The 18,445-nt window shown below is 35.8% G+C and carries 14 protein-coding genes; 4 read left to right on the top strand and 10 right to left on the bottom strand.

Annotated elements, in window-relative coordinates; genetic code table 11:
- Window positions 1-7: 7 nt before the first annotated feature.
- The 4 genes from R2Q59_RS07790 to R2Q59_RS07805 all read right to left on the bottom strand — a co-directional run bounded on the left by R2Q59_RS07790 (window position 8) and on the right by R2Q59_RS07805 (window position 7,651).
- A complete protein-coding gene (locus R2Q59_RS07790) occupies window positions 8-3,373 on the bottom strand; it encodes a SusC/RagA family TonB-linked outer membrane protein (protein WP_316785469.1) in 3,366 nt (1,121 codons plus the stop codon).
- Between the two features lie 359 nt (window positions 3,374-3,732).
- The gene (locus R2Q59_RS07795; protein WP_316784951.1) at window positions 3,733-4,884 is read right to left on the bottom strand and encodes a FecR family protein; all 1,152 of its coding nucleotides are present in this window, start codon (window positions 4,882-4,884) and stop codon (window positions 3,733-3,735) included.
- Window positions 4,885-5,114: 230 nt separating this feature from the next.
- Window positions 5,115-5,702, bottom strand: a complete 588-nt coding sequence (locus R2Q59_RS07800; protein ID WP_316767589.1) for an RNA polymerase sigma factor — start codon at window positions 5,700-5,702, stop codon at window positions 5,115-5,117.
- A gap of 341 nt (window positions 5,703-6,043) precedes the next feature.
- The gene (locus R2Q59_RS07805) at window positions 6,044-7,651 is read right to left on the bottom strand and encodes a trypsin-like peptidase domain-containing protein (protein ID WP_316784953.1); all 1,608 of its coding nucleotides are present in this window, start codon (window positions 7,649-7,651) and stop codon (window positions 6,044-6,046) included.
- A 295-nt stretch (window positions 7,652-7,946) separates the two neighbouring features.
- Here R2Q59_RS07805 and R2Q59_RS07810 point away from each other — a divergent pair, with 295 nt between their 5' ends.
- Complete coding sequence (locus R2Q59_RS07810; RefSeq protein ID WP_316767591.1) at window positions 7,947-8,183, top strand: HTH domain-containing protein; 237 nt, start codon at window positions 7,947-7,949, stop codon at window positions 8,181-8,183.
- Window positions 8,184-8,185: 2 nt separating this feature from the next.
- Here R2Q59_RS07810 and R2Q59_RS07815 read toward each other — a convergent pair whose 3' ends face one another.
- The 5 genes from R2Q59_RS07815 to R2Q59_RS07835 form a co-directional block, all read right to left on the bottom strand.
- Window positions 8,186-9,088 carry an alkaline phosphatase family protein gene (locus R2Q59_RS07815; protein WP_316784955.1) on the bottom strand — a complete coding sequence of 301 codons (903 nt, stop codon included), beginning with the start codon at window positions 9,086-9,088 and terminating at the stop codon, window positions 8,186-8,188.
- A gap of 130 nt (window positions 9,089-9,218) precedes the next feature.
- A complete protein-coding gene (locus R2Q59_RS07820) occupies window positions 9,219-9,608 on the bottom strand; it encodes a glyoxalase (RefSeq protein ID WP_316784957.1) in 390 nt (129 codons plus the stop codon).
- Window positions 9,609-9,618: 10 nt separating this feature from the next.
- Window positions 9,619-10,068 carry an SRPBCC family protein gene (locus R2Q59_RS07825; RefSeq protein ID WP_316784959.1) on the bottom strand — a complete coding sequence of 150 codons (450 nt, stop codon included), beginning with the start codon at window positions 10,066-10,068 and terminating at the stop codon, window positions 9,619-9,621.
- Window positions 10,058-10,441: a DoxX family protein gene (locus R2Q59_RS07830; RefSeq protein WP_316784962.1), complete on the bottom strand. Its 384-nt coding sequence runs from the start codon at window positions 10,439-10,441 to the stop codon at window positions 10,058-10,060. Before R2Q59_RS07830 ends, R2Q59_RS07825 begins: the two co-directional genes overlap by 11 nt.
- Before the next feature lie 18 nt (window positions 10,442-10,459).
- On the bottom strand, window positions 10,460-10,885 hold the full coding sequence (locus tag R2Q59_RS07835) for an SRPBCC family protein (RefSeq protein ID WP_316784964.1): 426 nt from the start codon (window positions 10,883-10,885) through the stop codon (window positions 10,460-10,462).
- 137 nt (window positions 10,886-11,022) lie between these two features.
- Here R2Q59_RS07835 and R2Q59_RS07840 point away from each other — a divergent pair, with 137 nt between their 5' ends.
- The 3 genes from R2Q59_RS07840 to R2Q59_RS07850 all read left to right on the top strand — a co-directional run bounded on the left by R2Q59_RS07840 (window position 11,023) and on the right by R2Q59_RS07850 (window position 16,553).
- Window positions 11,023-12,000: a GlxA family transcriptional regulator gene (locus R2Q59_RS07840; RefSeq protein WP_316784967.1), complete on the top strand. Its 978-nt coding sequence runs from the start codon at window positions 11,023-11,025 to the stop codon at window positions 11,998-12,000.
- A gap of 137 nt (window positions 12,001-12,137) precedes the next feature.
- Complete coding sequence (locus tag R2Q59_RS07845; protein ID WP_316784969.1) at window positions 12,138-15,221, top strand: DUF6493 family protein; 3,084 nt, start codon at window positions 12,138-12,140, stop codon at window positions 15,219-15,221.
- Window positions 15,222-15,227: 6 nt separating this feature from the next.
- On the top strand, window positions 15,228-16,553 hold the full coding sequence (locus R2Q59_RS07850) for an SWIM zinc finger family protein (protein ID WP_316784971.1): 1,326 nt from the start codon (window positions 15,228-15,230) through the stop codon (window positions 16,551-16,553).
- 91 nt (window positions 16,554-16,644) lie between these two features.
- Here the strand turns inward: R2Q59_RS07850 and R2Q59_RS07855 are convergent, their stop codons facing one another.
- Entirely contained in the window at window positions 16,645-18,273 is a 1,629-nt protein-coding gene (locus R2Q59_RS07855) for a sodium:solute symporter family transporter (RefSeq protein ID WP_316784973.1), read from the bottom strand.
- Window positions 18,274-18,445: the final 172 nt, after the last annotated feature.

Here is an 18,445-nt window from a genome sequence, read left to right on the forward strand (position 1 = left end):
TTAATGTTTAAAATGTAGCTTGAAGTGCAAAGGTTACACTTCTTGCAAATGGATAATTAATACCACGCTCAATTTGAACGCTAGATGTTTTGAAAATATCGTTCGCAGTAACAGAAGCTCTTAGTCCTTGCATCCAAAGTTTTCTAGCCAAAGCTTTTTTAAGATCGTACGACACATAAACAGACCTTAGCTCTAGCAAATTGTCTTTTTGGATAAACCTAGATGTAGCTTTTGTTTGCCCTAAATCAGCAATATTTTTGTAGAACACTACGTCTCCAGGCTTTTGCCAACGTTGTGCAAGTACCCTGCTATCTACATTGTAACGTGGATCAGCATTTTCAACTCTATCTACCAATGTTTGATTATACATATCGCCGCCAAAACGATAGTAAAAACTAAAGCTCAATAAGAATTGCTTGTATGTAATGTTACCTCCAAAACTTCCTTCGGCTGTTGGTGTGGCATCACCTACTGGTTGGGTATCTCTAATATCATAATCGTAGGTTAACGACCCATCTCTTTTCACGTAGATTTCCTTTCCGTTCTCTGGATCTATACCTCTAGATTTCACGGCATAAAAGGTGTTTAAAGACTGACCTTCATTGTAGCGCAACAATGGAACGCCAGCAACTTTATTGCTATCCACAGATTGAAAATCATCAATACTTTGATTATATGCTTTCAGTGCATTTCCAATTTTTACAATGGTATTGGTATTGTGAGCTACGTTAGCAGTTAAATTGATGTTCCAATTAGTGGTGCGCATGGCGTTTAAGGTTAAATAAAGTTCATATCCCTTATTTGCCATATCGCCCAAGTTTTCTTTATAAGTGGTAAAACCTGTTGATGGCGCAACATTGATATCTACCAATAGCCCTTTTGTTAGCTTGTAATAATATCTTGGGGTAAGCATTAATCTATCTTTAAAAAAGCCTAAATCAATACCAGCATCAAAGTTTGTGGTTTTTTGCCATTTCAAGTTTTCGTTACCATAACCTTGTACGATGGCGCCTAAACCAGTTGCGTACCAATTAGAAGTCTGGTAACCATAAATCGATTTACTTAAATAAGGCGGAAAAGAAACAGAACCTGTTAAACCCCCAGTTACTGAAAGTTTAAACTTACTTATCACGTTAGCCAAAGGCTCCATGAATTTCTCTTTGTGCATGTTCCATCCCAATCCACCTGCATAGAACGGCGCAAATCTGCTGGCAGCGCCGAATGCTGATGAGCCATCAAGGCGGAAAGTAGCATCCAATAAGTATTTATCCTTAAAGGAATAGTTTCCAGAAAAGAAATTACCGATAGAACGACTTTTTAATACATTTCCAGCTGGTGCTGCATTTGGCAAATAGGTTCTGGCAAAGCCGATGTTGGTGAAACGATCGTTAGAAAAACCACGAGCACTAAAAAACTTAAAATCTGCTCTTGAAGAAATTACATTGCTACCCAACACCAAGTTAAAAAAGTGATCTTTTACCATCTTGTTATATGATAAAGTCATGTTTCCATCTAAGGTTAATCGGTCAGCAGACGAATAATCATAACTTCCTCTGTTTTGAATCTCTGCAGCTGGCCCATTAAAGAAGGTATTGCTTAGTGGTGAGACAAAACGATCTGCACTTGATCTGGTTTTATTTAGGTTAACCTGACCTTTAAGTCTTAATGCTGGTGTCAGCTTCCAATCAGCAGATAGCGCATCAACAAATTCCAGATATTCATCCTTATTAAAATTAGCTAATGATGCTTCAAACAACGGGTTAAATACGGGTACATTTTTATATTGATCTGCCCCACTTCTTTTAGTATCAACACGCCAATTAGCTATTTCCCTTATTAATTTTCCACTAGCATCAGTCATCGGATAATAAGGGTTCATGTATACATAGGTAGAAAAATCACCATATTTAGAATTGGTTGCATTTACCTGCGTTAAAGTAACTTCGTTCTTGATAATTAACTTTCTGCTTGGGCTATAGCTAAAACTCATCCCTCCACTGAACTGATCTCTACCAGATTCTTTCATGACACCAGGCCTTGTTTGATATCGCAAATCAACACCATACCTAAAGGTAGAATCTCCACCTTGTGCAAAAACAGATTGTTTCTGTCCGTAGGTATTTCTAAGTGGTTGCGATAACCAGTAAGTATTTACGCCACTGGCTACGTTTCTTAATTTACCATAATAGGCGGCGGCTAATTCGTCTGGTGTACCAACGTTAGTGTTATTTATACTTGAAGAGTATAGTCCAGCCATTTCTTCATATCGCAGTTTATCTGCAGCATTAAGCAAATGATAATCAGACAAGTCGGGAGCGGTAAATACAAATTCTGAGTTATAGGAAAATTGAAGCTTACCTGGAATAGGAGCTTTTGTAGTAATAACTAAAACACCATTTGCTGCTCTTGAACCATATACGGCCGTTGCTGCTGCATCTTTTAGCAATGTGATTGACTCAATCCTATTGATATCTAAATCGGTTACTTTTTGCAAGCTCACTTCAAAGCCATCCATGATAAACGCAGGAAGATTGTAGTTGCTCGAAAGGTTATTACGATCTAATACATTATCGCCAATAGATGGTAAAGCTGTAGCTCCACGCACATTGATTTTTGGCAACGCATTTGGATCTGCGCCCACTAAATTGTTATCGAGAATTTTAAATGATGGATCGAAAGATTGAATGCTCTTTATTAGGTTTTGTGAGTTTAATTTTTTCAAATCATCACCTTTAATAGTAATGGCAGTACCAGTGTAACTCTCCTTTTTAATGGTTTGATAACCCGTGATAACCACATCGCTCATGTCTTTCACATCGGTTTCAAGTGAGATATTCATCGGTTTAGAATCTATTACCTTAACTTGTTTTAACTTATACCCAATAAAACTGAAAACCAATGTATCGCCAGGGTTTGCATTAATCTTAAATTCGCCGTTGGATGAGGTTGTGGTTCCATTTGCCTTGTTATCCTTTTGATAAATGTTTACCCCACCAATGCCACTTTTTGTGACTGCATCCACTACCTTCCCTGATAAAGGGATTGGAATAAAAACAGGCTCAGCAACTTTAGGCACTTCTGCACTATTCTGCAATACAATGGTATTGTTGATAATGGTATAAGTAAGTGCTTGGTCTTTTAAAATTTCATCTAACGCTTGTTTTATGGTAGCAGATTTTAATACCACTGAAACTTTTTTCTGTGAGATGTTATTTTTTCCGGCATAAAAAAATAAATAGCCAGATTGTTTGTTGACTTCCTTAAAAACATTTTGCAGATCGGCATTACGTACCGATAGCGTTATGTTCTGAGAATAACTCGCAGCCGATAAATGCATCGTTGCGGTGAGTAATAAAATAGCGATTAATTTCATCACTATGAGGAATTTATACTTTACCCTATGTATTGAACATACATAGCGGTAAAGAAAAGTTAATTTCATACTTTTGATTTAAGATGAGGTGAATAATGGCAGCCGGTCTTGCAATGTCTAGCTGCTGACCTTTTTTACAACCGGGGGTGCTTCGAACACTTCCGGTTTTTTTGGTCATGGTTGATTCTCTATTTCTGAATGTTGGGAGTATCTATTTCTTCATAATTTCTTTGGTTTAAAGGTTTAGGTTGTATGGTTGATTAGTTTATTGGTTCATTAGTCATTGGTTTCCCGATAAATCGGGATTTCGCAAAAGCTCAACATTAGTTCATTGGTTCATTGGTTCATTTACAAACTGCTTAATTGGAAACAGTAATTTTGCGACCGTTACTTTTAAAGTGTAAATTATTAAGTTCTAGAATAGCAAAAATCTCAGAAAGCTTACTATTTCTAGAAATCTGCCCGTAAAATTTTTCATCTGTAATTGGACCAGTATATTCGATTTCTACATTATACCAACGTGAAATTTGTCTCATTATAGCTTGTACATCATCCCCTTTAAAAGAAAAAAGACCATTTTTCCAAGCAACTTCCTGTTCAACATCAACAGCTTTTTTTTGTAAACTGCCGTTTGAATTATTAAAATATGTTTGTTCGCCCGGCGCAATTATAGTGGATGCCTTATCGGTTAATACTTTTACAGCACCTTCTAATAAAGTAGTTTTAATGGCTACCTCGTCATCATAAGCATTCACATTAAAATGAGTTCCCAATACTTCTATGGTTTGATTTCCACTAATTACTCTAAAAGGCAGCTGTTTATTTTTGGCTACTTCAAGATAAGCCTCACCAGTAATGTTTACTGTTCTATCATTACCTCTAAAAGCTGTTGGATATTTTAAACTTGAACCGGCATTGAGCCATATTTTAGACCCATCATGAAGTACTACCTGATACTGACCGCCATTTGGCGTTGTTATGGTATTAAAACCAACTTTATCTGTACTAGATATTGAATTAATCTTGTATTCTATTTCTCCGGCGGCATTTTTGTAAACCTTAATTCCATCCAGATTGGCTATCATACCCTTTACTGCTGTATCTAATAAAATTTTTGTTCCATTAGCAAGTTCAAGTGTTGCTTTATTTACTCCAGGAGCAAAATCATTAGTCTTACTCACCACTTCATAAACTGGTGTTTTAAAGGCTAAATAACTACCAACAGATAAAATCAATAAGACACTTGCTGCTGCGATGTATTTAAAGTACGGATTGTTAAAAATCGACAGAGAACGTTTTTTAATCAAAAAATCAATGTTTTCATCAACTTTGTTTTTAATCTCATTCTTTATGGCTTCTTGAGTTTCTAACTGTTGCAAATCAAGAAAGCCTTCTTTTTCATCGAACAGCTTGTAATATTTTTCTAGAAATTCAATTTCTTCAGCGCTTGCTAATCCCTGATTGTATTTCCTTAAAATAACATTAAAATATTTTAGATCTTTTTCTTCCATAACCTGAAGCGTCAACTTTTTTTTATAACCTTTCTATTAAAAGACCAATGTTTTCACACATTCTTAATCTTTTTTTAATAGTCTTTACATAGAAGAGTAAAAAATAATGCAATGCGCCCACACGAGATGAAAAAAAATCTCAAAATTTAGAAACAACGATTATTTCTTGCTTTTAATAGAATAAAAAGCACAAGAAATATAATAATTAAGGAAAAAATCAAGCTAAGCGCTTATTTCATTACCGGAAAGCAAGAAAGTAATAAAAAAGCAACAAAATAAGAAGATTTTAAACGAGAAAGTGACTTACCCAATAGGTTCCTCACTGTTTTTGGCGAGATATCTAATACCTGAGCTATTTCTTGACTACTCATGTCTTGCTCAAACCTCATTTTAAATATTTGTCGTTGTTGGGGAGGAAGGGTATCTACCAAGTTAGCAAATGAACGAACAAAGTCTTTGTACATGACATGCTGGTCTGCTGATGTTGGATCTTCTAAGGTATCACCAGCATATTGTTCAGAAACAAACCTGCTTTCTAATTCGAAATGTTTAAACACCCCATTTCTTGTAGCCACAAATAGATAACTATCCAATTGTTTGATGGGCTCTTTAGCACTGCGTCGCCAGAGTTGGACAAAAACTTCCTGAGCAATATCCTTTGCATCATCTACGTTTTCAACTCGTTTATAAGCTGCATCAAAAACCATCTTCCAATACCTGTTATAAATGATATCAAAAGCATACCGATTACCTTGAGTAAGTTCTAATAGCAATTCGGAATCCTCAGTACCATGAAGATTTTCCCTTTGCGTTTTCATATTGCTATCAAATCTAAAAATAATTTGCTTAATGTTAAATTGCTAATTGATCAAAAAAACTAAACAGACTATAAATAAGACATTTATCAATTTGTATTGTAAACTATAATGATAAGACTGATTAATTGATTGTTAATCATAAAAAATAAACCACAAACAATTGAAAATCAAATATTTAATAACATAAATTTAAATTTTACCAGTAATTCTATATTTACATAACATAACCAGATAATTAGAAAATAAGCTTGAAATTTGCTTTATTGAGCACACGATGAACCTACAAAATCAGACCTACTTAGTGTTATTTTTACACTATTATGTAAAACATCTTCACCTTTCTATCTTTGGCTTGGTATTTCTTTTAAAAAATCAAGGATTACACTACAAGGAATACCCAAACTAACTGCCCTACTAAATCTTGCAATATTGATCCCCAAAAATTGACCATCTATGCCGAATATTGGAGCACCACACTGACTAGGCAACAAAACTGCATCATGTGTAAAGACCTGCTTAAATCCATCTCGTCTTTCTGAACTACCTCCAATAAATCGATCTACTGGATGTTTGCTAGCCATAAAAGGCTTGTTCATTAACTTAATAGATTTCGAGAAAGTTTGTTCGCCTCTTAACCAATTGACAGTTATCTCTTGGCCTGCCCAATATTTTGCCAATTCAGGTGCAACCTCGCTTGCCTGTCTTATGGCGACACCATTCATACTAATAATAAAATCTCCAGTTTGTAAGCCTGCATTTGCAGCAGGACTTCCTGTTTTAACAACGGTAGTTGTTGCAGGTTTTGATTTAAATAGTACAGATGCACCAAAATAAGGAATACTGCTACTCTTTTCTAGGGCAATAAGCTCATTTCCAATCATACCTTTTTTATATTTTCCATCAGGAAGTGTTGCTATAACAATTGCACCAAGCTGAACTTCATTTACCTGACTAGAAATGATATCTATTCCACCTTTTAGCTTTTTACTAGTTTTTAGTAGTGTCAGATCAGTTTGCACATCTCTTTTAACAACTTCCAATGAAATCTTTACACCATCAGCCCATAAACAAGGTAAATCTCCAACAATACTATTTTTACTAAGCACAAATTGTTCCTTTACTTTTTCATTTTTAATATAGTTGATTACAGTTCCTATAGCTTCACTATCCACTCCTTCTAGCTTGCTCGTTAAGAGATATGCATCATGTTTTTTCTTAATCAATTTTGTTGCAAACTTCTCAATCGGCAAATCAAGATTTCCAATTTTAGGGGAAGATTCCATTGCACCTTGATTAAAACTATCTTCCTGACTTGGATATTTAACATAGTTTATTTGCTCCTGCAAAGCAGTCCAATACTTCCGATAAACATCAATAGGGATTTCGAAATTCATCTCTTCACTAACATCTATAGCACTATGAATCCCTATTAACCTACCTAACTGATCAAACAACGCACCTCCAGAATCACCAGGTTCCATTTTACAAGTCGACCTTATGAAACCATATTCATTTTTTACTTCAGCTACTTTCCCATACCTTAAAGTAGGCAAAAGCAGATTTATCCTTTCTGGATAGGAAATACTGATACACGCTTCTTTTTCTTTAAGTGAGGCAGAAAAGCCCATCTCAACAAACGGAAATGCGCCTTTGTCTAAAATCTGCAACATGCCAGCATCTGGAGTTCCTGGCGCAGCTTCCAAATCTATCCGCCCAAGCGCTTTAGCAATTGCTTCTCTACCATCTGGGAAGAATATCTTATAAGTACGACCAGGTGAAATGGTATGCGCAGCAGTAAGTACTACGCCTTTTTCACTGACTACAACACCGCTAAACTGTGCTGAGGTACGCTCATTTCTTTCAACATCAAATCCCCAAATCCGAACGCTAGCTCCATAGGCCTTCTTAATTGCCTTTTTTAAATAAGCCTGTGTTTCTATAACATTCATTTGCTGTGCATTTAAATCAGTCGAAACCACTAGGCTAAGCAAAAACAAACTCAACAAAAACATACAGGTTTTTAGTTTTATTGAAAAACTAGCTTTTATTACAATTTTATCTATTACGACAGTTGACATCTTATAATCCTTCAGTAAAAGCACAATTTTAAGAATGAAAGTTGCCATAATATGGCAATCAAAGAAAATAAGCGATATTTTTTAGGTGGAATAAAAAAATAGACCAATTAATGGGCTAAACCCCTCTTTTTTCACTCTTACATTTAAACAATGTCAATAAATCTGCATGAGAAGCAAAATTAACATCTACGAAAGGCTTGATTACCTCATCTCTTCAAATAGTACAGGCACAAGAAAACAACTTGCCGAAAAATTTGGCGTTAGTGAACGAACAATTAGCAGATATTTGGAAATGATGAATGAAAATGGCGCTTCAATACAATATAACCGATCTAAAAGAAGCTTTTGTTACCAAGTTCCAGGAAGGTTTATTGTTTCATTAGAATTTAGATCAAACGTGTAGAACTATTTAAATATCGACTTTGGTAAAACACCTGTCCAAGCCTTTGGAAGTTCATTCACACCAAAAATCTTTGCTAAAACCAGTGAAGTATTTTTATTACTGTTAAAATCATTGATCAATCCACGTTTTTTGATCTGCGGACCAATAATTGCCCAAGGAATTTGCATTTCATTCATACTTACACCACCATGACCTTTATTAATTCCGCCATGATCGGTAATCAACATGAAATGAGTAGTACTGTATAAACCACTTGATTTTAACCTAGCTATTGTTTCGCCTATAGCTGCATCAGCTTCTTCAATTGCCGTAATGTATTGTGGGGTCATCCAGCCAAACTGATGGCCAGCATGATCGGTATGTACATCATATAGAAAAACAAATGTTGGGTTTTTGGCATTTTTTACGATGAAATCAAAAGCCTTGTTGTGGTTTTCTTTATAACCATCCTTTTCTTCAAAAGAAATTTCATCAAGGTATTTTTTATTGATAGGATAAATCAATTCCTTCCAATTGTAATAATAAGCAATCTTAACATTAGGCTTATTTTCCTTTAGCACTTTAAAAATGGATGGATAATACCCTTCTGCATCAGTAACTAATGGATTGAGCGTATGCTTTTCCAAAGTCCAATCATTTCCTACAACACCATGTTCTTCTGGTCCAGAGCCAGTAAGGTGACTAGTCCAATTTGGCATCGTAACTGATGGCATCACTGGTCTGGTTGTTAATGAAAGTACTCCATCTGCAAACAGCTTATCAATATTTGGATGTTTCGATTTGTGAAAACCTTCTGCACTAAAGCCATCAAGACCAAAGATGAGTACCCTTGCAGGACTTTTCTGCGCTTTAACTGAAAAAGAAAATGCTAATAAGATGATGATTTGGAAAAGAAATGTTCTCATTTAAATAACATGAATGGTTTACAACTTAAATGTAACCGATTCTGCAGTTAAACAAAAGACGTTTGCTTAAATTGGTAAAAAGTAACAAACAATAGTTAAGATACGACTATGCTTAAGAACTCATTTAGGATTAAACAGACAACACCCACCTCACATCAAAAACATCAACTAACTCAATCAGCTTATCCTCATCATTCCTAGCTGAAGAATCTTTCTTATTCAATTCCAGTTTTTCAATTAGCGCTTTTCTAACCTCTACATTTTTGCAACTAATGAAAATCGCCATGTAGTTCCCAAGTATTCTTCCCTCATTGTGTACTAAGTCAGAACCATGTATAACGATATGATCCGCAACGAGCGAGCCACTAACAACAGGCATTTCAGCATAATCCTGTAACTCTTTTTCAAAAGTCTCCAATTGCAATGTACCACCAAAACAAGTTTGATAGAATGAGAGTGCTTCCTTACAATTTCCAGAAAATGTAAGGAAGACAGCACTCTTAAATTCAGCATTAATCATAGGCGAAACATTAAGCATCTGGAATATCAGGTTCTACCAATTTTATTAATTTCTCTAAGGATTCTTGCCAACCTAAATAGCACATTTCAGCAGGTATAACCGCAGGAATTCCTTCTTGTAACACTTTAAGTTCGGTACCACATAAAACCTTCTTCAGCCATATTGTGGTTGTTATTTCTCCCGGTAAATTAGGATCATCAAATTTGTCCGTGTATTTGATGAATTCGTTAGCTTTAATATCAAGATAAGTTCCACCGAAAGAATGCCCATTTCCTGTACCAAAATTAATAAAGGTCATCTTAAATTTGCCACCTACTTTAAAATCCATTTCCTGTATGGTACATACAAAGCCATAAGGTGGCAACCAAGTTGAATGAGCTGTGGGATCTGCAAATGCTTTAAATACTTTTTCAGGGTTCGCCTTGATTACCCTGTGTAAAGAAACTGAATTACTTTCCATTGTTATTAAAATTTAGTTTACGATTGAAGATATAGGAAACCATAAGTATAGCCAAAACTATAATTGGCAGTAACATATAGACCACGTTTTTATCTACGCATGCGTGACTGATGAATGCAAAGATCAAGCTAAAAGTTAATCCGGCGTATGCCCATTCTTTTAACCTACTTGGTGTTTGAGGTAATACAATTGCTAATGAGCCCAATGCTTTACAGATGGTTAGTGCATAAGCAAAGTAATCTGGATAACCAAGAGGTCTTGTTCCAAATGTTACATATTCGGGTGAAAATAGCAGGGTGCCAAGTGGCATAACTCCTTCCCAAAGTACAATAATGACTGTGGCCACCCAAAAGATGATTTTATTCTTTTTCATTTGATTAAAGTTTAAGGTTTATGAATTGGTTGATTCAACATATTTTACAAAGTTGTTTAAGATGAATTGCCATCCTTGTTTCTGAAATTCAGGGTCATTTTGCGTCTCCGTATCAAAAGTGGTTGCCAAATGCGTTTTACCACCTTCTTCAGTAAACAAGGTAGTCGCCTGTCTGCCATCGCCCATGGTATAAGTTATTTCTTGATTTAATATTACACTGTCGTAAACTCCCTCAAAATCGAAACCGAAACTTCCATCTTTAGCTTCCATCCTATTTTTGAATTTACCACCTACACGCAGGTCGTTTTCACTGCTTGGTGTATGCCAGCTTGGGTCAGGAGTATTCCATTTGATGATATCGCTTGGTGTATTCCACGCTTTCCATACTTTTTCTACAGGAGCATTTACTGTTGCTTCTACTGTAACTTTTATCGATTGTGCCATTGTTTATTTTTTGTTGGTTAATTTTTACAATTCAAAAGTACAGGCTTGCCTAAAATTATAGCTGTTGCGAAAACGACAAATTAGGGGTGAATTATGACAAAATAATTTTAACTTGTGGTTCAATATTTTTTGTTGATATGCAAATTTCTGTCTTTGTACCCGAATATGGGGTAATTGAAGCCGTTACGCCGGCCTTCAGAACCTTTAATACCGCCAATGAGTTTCTAGCTACATTTGGTAAAAAGCCCATTTTTAAGGTCGAATATGTTGGCTTAACAGAATATGTACCAGCCAACAATGGCGAATATGTTATAAAAACTGATCGCTTGCTCAAAGATGTAGCCGAAACAGACCTATTGATTATACCCCCAGTATTTGGCGATACCCTAAAAGGGATAAAAGGTAATGCTGAAGCCATCCCTTATTTTAAAAAGTTGCATGAGCAAGGCTCAAGTTTAGCCAGTTTATGTATTGGTGCTTTTCTTTTAGCGGAAACAGGCTTGCTGAATGGCAAAAAGTGCTCTACACATTGGGCTCACATTAATGAGTTTAGGGAAAGATACCCTGATATTGAAGTAGAAGATGGAGCGATTATTACAGAACACGGCAATATTTACAGCAGTGGCGGCGCAAGTAGTTTATGGAACTTAATCTTATACTTGCTAGAAAAGTTTTCAGATAGAGAAACGGCCATTATGGTTTCAAAATACTTTGCATTGGATATCGGTAGAGATAGTCAATCTCAGTTCGCCATTTTCAAAGGACAAAGGAATCATGGCGATAGTGATATTCAGAAAGTACAAGATTATATTGAAAAACATTATTCCGATAAGATAACTATAGATACTTTAGCGAAAGTAATTAATTCTGGTCGCAGAACTTTTGAAAGAAGATTTAAGGAAGCTACCAATAACACTCCCCTTGAATATATCCAAAGAGTAAGAATTGAAGCGGCTAAAACTTTTTTCGAAGCATCGAGAAAAAACGTTACAGAGATTATGTTTGATGTAGGCTACACCGACACCAAAGCCTTTAGGGAAATATTTAAAAAATTGACTGGCCTTACACCAATAGAGTACAGGAATAAGTTTGCAAGGTTATCGAATGAGGTTTAAGTATCAAAACCTACTTAAATACACCCAATATTCTAAAGTTAATATTTATCTGTGTTTTTAAACAAGCCCCAGAAACCAATATTCCCAAGATTTTCAATTAATTAGAGCTCCTAGAAACTGAATGATTCAGTAATAACATGAAGAAACATCTTAAATACATTGACGACACTTCAAATAAATTCTGGCAGATTGAAGTAGTTAATACAGCCTATACAGTTACCTATGGCAAAAATGGCACCAATGGTGTTTCACAGACTAAAACATTTGCAGATCATACCGAATGCCTGAAAGCAGCAGAGAAATTATTAAATGAAAAAATTAAAAAAGGGTATTCAGAAAGTGGAAATGTAATCAAAATCCAAACATCAAAGGTTAGCAATGTTGCCGCAAAAGACATTGATAAAATCTTGAAGGATTATGATTCCATTATCAAAGCTAGAGCACTTTCTAAATTATTACCGTTTCTAAAAGAAAATTCGACCGGCAATATCGAAGTGTTAAAAAAACACATCAAAAAGAGTAGAAAATTTTGGATGACGTTTATTGATTTCAAAGATGAACCAACATTTAGAAGAGATGGCGCCAGTTGGGGTACTCGTGGAGATGAAAAACAAAAACAAATTATCACGGCAAGTGCAGTAGCAATATTCAACAAAACGGATATCATATCTTGGGACGAAGCTTTTGATCTATTTGGCAATGTAACGGATCCATTAATTCTAGAAATTATTAAATGGGCCAACCCATCTTGGATTGCTGAATACCTACTTGAACATACCAAAAAAAATGAATGGAGGCGATTTAACTACCCAACATTACGTCTATTGGAGAATGAGCAATTGATCGTCCATCATCCAGAACTATTTGCAATATGTATAGCAGGTTTCAATGAACATTTTGGCAAACAAAAAACCAGAGATTTTATCCGCAATATAACAAATGATCCTTTAGCCTATGAACGAGATATTCCTGAACTTTTCAACTACGAAACCGATCTTCATAATCACCATTTCAGAGATGATAAAGATGAACCGTACAATGCTTATAATACTTGGGAGATTATTTTTAACACCTTGCTACAGGTTTCCAAAATCAATAGAAATTATTTTATAGAACAAGTTCTACTAATTCAGACCAAGGATTGGAATAGCAATCTAAGGTCATTTTTCCGAAAAAGACTTTCAGACATACAACCAACCCCAGAAGAGCTCATTGTTTACCAAGAGAGCCTTTTTTCTTGTTTACATAATGCTATGCCACCTGTCATCAATTTTGCGGTGGAGCAGATAAAGAATATTCACGAACATCCAAAATTTGATGCCAATTCATTTCTTGATTGGATAGAGCCTGTAATGATGAGTGCCGACAATAAAGCTGCTATTAAAAATGGACTTCTGATTTTAGAGAAATTAAATAAACAATATCCAAAACTCAACAAAAAGATCACTAATCTAATTGCCGATGTATTTGTTGTCCCAGATATGAATCTTCAGGAAAGAGCAACTAAGACACTTTTGAAAATAGCATCTATAAAGGATAAAAACTTACAAGAAAAACTAGCTGGTTACGCTCCATTAATGCAAGGAAATATCTCTTCTAGCTTAAGTGACTTTTTAAGTAAGGAAGTGACAAATAGTTCTACTAATGAAGCAGAATCCTATTTTTTCAAGTCGCAGGAAGAAAAAGTACTAACCACTCCGATCGAACCCCCAAAAAACTGGAACGACATCCTTTATTTATTCGGTAAATTTATTGCATCAGATGATGTAGCACACTCGGAGATATTAGTGAATGCTTTTATAATGCAAACCAATCTATTTCCTATCGATTACTCCGCCCAGCTTCAACCTTATAAAAAGCAATTGGAGAACAAATACTTCAATAACGTATTTAAGGCCTATGTTTCGGTTTTTCTTGAGCAAAAAATAGAGAATTATAACACGGCATATAGGGTAAAAATTAGCCAGTACCACAAAATTAAAACCTTATTATTAGGTAAAGAAATGCTAGAAGCGGCAGATGATCGAATGCGACGTCAGTTAAAGGCGCCCCTGCTTTCCTTTCCTACACACTATCCCCATTGGGTAGCACCTAAGGTTTTAATAGAAAGACTCATTACCCGTCAACAATATAATGAAACGCTAAATAGATTAGACCTCAGCATCGCCATTAGTAGAATGCCTCGTGAAAATATAGATGAAGCCATTCCATTACTAGATCAATTAACAGGAGAAATAAAAGAAGTAATGGCATTTTGCTTAGGTATAACGAGAAATGTTTCAATAAAATCTTCTTCCTTGTTCAATAAGTTATTTACAAAAATTAGCGGCCCCTCACCTGATGATCTGAGTCATGTGTGGGCAATAGCTGCTAGAACTTATTATCCTGATGAAATTTTTAAGGAGTTTGAACAGACCCATCTTAAAGATTTAGATTTCGCTGTTGCACCATTCAAACCTAAACCTACAATAAAAGAACAATGGAATGAATATATGAATTATACGACCAAGAAAAAAGAAAGAACACCCTCTTGGTACGAACTTAATTTTGACCTTTCAGCCTACAAACTCGCTCCTTCTCACTATTTATTTGCACAAGACCTTTATGGTTCAAAAAAGTCATGGGACTATCAGTTAAACGAAGGTGACGTTTATTACTGGAACAGTGTTATGCCACAGCATAACGATGCATTATGCTATTTTTTACTTCGCGGATCATGCATGAATGCTAATGGGGGAAGCTTAGAGCTAAAGGGCTTTCTGAATGTAATCAATGCAGCTGGTTTCCAGTTCTCAGAAATTTCCATGTTGGTTTTTGCTTGCTCATTCTTCCAAGAGAAGAAAGAGATCAGGATAATGGCAGCAGAAGTACTGATCAATTTAATTGAAAAGAGATCAATTGACATAAATATGCTGGCCGTAAAAATAGCATACCTCTCATCAAATAAATACGGAGTTTTTTCAAGGTTAATCGAAAGCCTTGCTACATTAAAAGACGTTTCTGCAGTTCACAATTCAGCATTTTTGCAATTAATGGAATACACTTTTAACTATCTAGATATACAGGACAAACTACCGACTAATTTTAAAAGATTGGTTGAGCACTATGTCGACTTACTTTACCGAACAAATCAAAAGCCTTCTTTAAAGACAATTACTTTTTTTGAAAAATATAAGGACAGTGCCTCACTTAAATCCCTGACCAAACAAATCTTAAAATAGAAACACATGACAGATCTACAATATCATTATAACGGTGTGTCCACTTACACTAAAGTAAAGGGAGTTAATAGCTTAGTTTTGGCTCACCAGACAGAAATTGAAACTGTAAACAACATACCTTGTTTCTTTTGGGGCAGCCTTACAGAACCCTATATTACCGCAAAATGCTGGAGCACCATTGCAAAAGTAGTAAGGTCAAGTTTTGGCCCAATACCACCTAGTCTTCGGGACCCGATTGTTTCTGCAGGAACAGAGAGGATTAGGTTTGAGGGGTTCTCTTCATGTAATGGTGTTTATGTAAGGTTAGATATGAAACCTGAGTCAATTGATGGAGAGTTTATTGCCAATGGTACAACCAATGTAGATTTTAATGACCCTATGTTAAATGCATTAAACTCCATTCAGAAAAACGAAAAGGTAACCCTTGCTGTTGGTCATCGTGAATTACAAGTCATCACTTCTAAAACAACAATAAAGGAGAAAAAGGTAACCTTGCCCATGCGTTGGATTAAAGGATTAACCAGCGTACAGTTATACCTAGCAAATATGAATCTTAAGTTTGAACTGAATAAGGTACAGACTATACAACTTTTCCAATCCTTGCCCAAAGGAAATGTAAAGAGTGATTTTTTCATTACCAAAAGAACGGGTAAATTTATGTTCTCTACCCTGGCAACAACGGATGGTGTTCGCATAGGCGGGATTCATAGACTCCGATTGTTAGAGGGAATTTTAGCCATAGTAGATAAAATATATGTATATGTATCTCCCGATCAGGAAAGTTGCGCTATCGTATGTGAATTTGGAAAGATGCAATTGTTGATGGCATTTTCACCTGATGCATACCGCGGTTTTTCAGGTGAAGGGAAAGCATTGGAAAACATGACAGAAAATCTTCCCCTAGAGTGGGTTTACGGATTAAACAGCTTGTTAAAATCCAATGAAACATTTGACCCTACCTTGTTATCCATTGAAAATGACATTGATTTTGGCACGATGGAACAGCTTACTTCAAGTTTATCTTCAATAGGTTTGCTTGGTTACGATCTAACCGCTGGAAATCACTTTTACCGACAATTACCTTTCAAAACAGATCGAATTTTAAGTTTAAACCCTAGGCTAAAAAATGCAAAAAAACTTGTTGACAATGCAGATGTTCGAATTCTTAAAAATGCGGAAAACCATGTGGAAGCAAATGTTAAAGGTAGCGGCGTACTGCACAAAGTAGTAATCAATAATGAAGATCAAAGATGTACTTGCGATTGGTTTACCGCCTATCAGGGAAAACGAGGAATATGTAAACATATACTGGCCGTAAAGATGTTAACCTAACAGATTATTTCCCAGCTTATAAATAGTACAAGCGTAAAAAAGCATCCCAATAATTCTCAGGATGCTTTTTTATTTAGAATATGTACCCTACTTACCAAAAAACAGTATACAAAGCAGTAAGAATCCCCATAATTAAAATAGAGCCAATAGCAAAACTAGTGCTGAACTTGAACATCTTGGTATCCACTTCAATGGCTTTCTCATTGGCCAAAGTCTGTGGTTTCAGTAAACTGATACCAACCATCAACAATACAATCACCACAAAGTCTATTTCCATTCGGTTAAAGAAAGGCAAATCTGGGAATGCGCCATTTGTCCACACTGGTAAAAACTTTAACACCGTAGAAAGCGGAATGGTAATCAACGCTCCTGTCATTGCTGCTGCAGCAGTTGTACGTTTCCAAAAGAAACCTAACAAGAAAATAGCCAATACCCCTGGTGAAATGAAGCCTACGTACTCCTGAATAAATTGATAAGCCTGATCTAATGATTTTAAAGCGGGAGTAACAATAGCAGCAATGGTCATCGAGATAGCTACTGCCCAGCGACCAACATTAACCATTTTACGATCTGAAGCCTCTTTGTTAAAGAATTTCTTATAGATATCCAATGAGAAAATAGTAGAAATACTATTTGCCTTACCTGCTAATGATGCTACAATGGCAGCAGTAAGTGCAGCAAAAGCAACACCCTTTAATCCCGGAGGCAATAAGTTCATTAAGGTTGGGTAAGCGTGATCGGGCTTTAATACACCTTCGCTCGACATTTCCGCTTGGAACAAACCTTTGTTGTGCAATACAAACATCACAATTCCAGGTAGCACTGCAATAACTGGCACCAACAACTTTAAAAATGCAGCGAATAAAATTCCTTTACGTGCTGTATTTAAATCTGCTCCCAAAGCACGTTGTACGATGTATTGATTACAGCCCCAGTAAGCCAAGTTATTAATCAGCATTCCCCCAATCAATACCGATATCCCTGGTAATTTATCATAATATTGATCAGAAGATTTAAAGATCATATGGAAATGAGTTGGCGCTTCTTTACGTAACACAGAAAGTCCAGCAAAAATATCATCGCCGAAACCGTATTCATTAGAGAGTAATGTAAGTGCTAGGTAAGTAGTTACCAATCCACCAATAATCAATACCAAAACTTGAATAACATCTGTATAGCCAATCACTTTCATCCCGCCTAGGGTTACGATCATAGAGAAAATACTGAGGCCAACAATGCACCACTCAAAACTGATGTTAGAGATAGAAGAAATGGCCAAAGCACCCAGATAAATGATAGAAGTTAGGTTTACGAATACATATACCAATAGCCAAAAAACGGCCATCACGGTACTTACCTTGTCGTTATATCGCGTAGCAAGGAACTGCGGCATCGTAAAAATCTTATTCTTCAGGTAAACCGGAATAATAAAAATAGCAACGATGATCAGTGTAGCCGCTGCCATCCATTCGTATGACGCAATGGCTAAACCTAAGGCAAAACCAGAACCAGACATCCCGATAAAGTGTTCTGCTGAAATATTTGAAGCTATTAAGGAAGCCCCAATTGCCCACCAGGTAAGTGATCCTTCGGCTAAAAAAAAGTCTTTGGAACTGATATCTTTCGACTTCTTTTTGTGATAGATGTAATAACCATAAGCGGATATGGCAATAAAATAAATGAAAAAGACAATGTAGTCTGCGGTTTGCAAATGGTTCATTATTTGGTTTAGTTTGGTTAGTTTAGTTTATTCAAGGTAGTCATTTCCAAATTAAAGGAAATCGTAATTCAAAAATAACTTGCTTTTATAGCCGTGTCGTCATTGCGAGGAACGAAGCAATCTTAAGGCATTTGGTCATGCTGCCTTGCATAGGCTGTAGGATTGCTTCGTG

It is taken from the genome of Pedobacter frigiditerrae (genome assembly GCF_032678705.1).
GTDB lineage: Bacteria > Bacteroidota > Bacteroidia > Sphingobacteriales > Sphingobacteriaceae > Pedobacter > Pedobacter frigiditerrae_A.

What these genes read in the sequence shown, in the direction of transcription:
- R2Q59_RS07820 (WP_316784957.1), bottom strand. Translation starts at nt 9,608, where the DNA reads ATGATTAATGCTGAATTTAAGAGTGCTGTCTTCCTTACATTTTCTGGA.
- R2Q59_RS07835 (WP_316784964.1), bottom strand. Translation starts at nt 10,885, where the DNA reads ATGGCACAATCGATAAAAGTTACAGTAGAAGCAACAGTAAATGCTCCT.
- R2Q59_RS07805 (WP_316784953.1), bottom strand. Translation starts at nt 7,651, where the DNA reads ATGAATGTTATAGAAACACAGGCTTATTTAAAAAAGGCAATTAAGAAG.
- R2Q59_RS07845 (WP_316784969.1), top strand. Translation starts at nt 12,138, where the DNA reads ATGAAGAAACATCTTAAATACATTGACGACACTTCAAATAAATTCTGG.
- R2Q59_RS07855 (WP_316784973.1), bottom strand. Translation starts at nt 18,273, where the DNA reads ATGAACCATTTGCAAACCGCAGACTACATTGTCTTTTTCATTTATTTT.
- R2Q59_RS07790 (WP_316785469.1), bottom strand. Translation starts at nt 3,373, where the DNA reads ATGAAATTAATCGCTATTTTATTACTCACCGCAACGATGCATTTATCG.
- R2Q59_RS07815 (WP_316784955.1), bottom strand. Translation starts at nt 9,088, where the DNA reads ATGAGAACATTTCTTTTCCAAATCATCATCTTATTAGCATTTTCTTTT.
- R2Q59_RS07850 (WP_316784971.1), top strand. Translation starts at nt 15,228, where the DNA reads ATGACAGATCTACAATATCATTATAACGGTGTGTCCACTTACACTAAA.
- R2Q59_RS07830 (WP_316784962.1), bottom strand. Translation starts at nt 10,441, where the DNA reads ATGAAAAAGAATAAAATCATCTTTTGGGTGGCCACAGTCATTATTGTA.
- R2Q59_RS07810 (WP_316767591.1), top strand. Translation starts at nt 7,947, where the DNA reads ATGAGAAGCAAAATTAACATCTACGAAAGGCTTGATTACCTCATCTCT.
- R2Q59_RS07795 (WP_316784951.1), bottom strand. Translation starts at nt 4,884, where the DNA reads ATGGAAGAAAAAGATCTAAAATATTTTAATGTTATTTTAAGGAAATAC.
- R2Q59_RS07825 (WP_316784959.1), bottom strand. Translation starts at nt 10,068, where the DNA reads ATGGAAAGTAATTCAGTTTCTTTACACAGGGTAATCAAGGCGAACCCT.
- R2Q59_RS07800 (WP_316767589.1), bottom strand. Translation starts at nt 5,702, where the DNA reads ATGAAAACGCAAAGGGAAAATCTTCATGGTACTGAGGATTCCGAATTG.
- R2Q59_RS07840 (WP_316784967.1), top strand. Translation starts at nt 11,023, where the DNA reads ATGCAAATTTCTGTCTTTGTACCCGAATATGGGGTAATTGAAGCCGTT.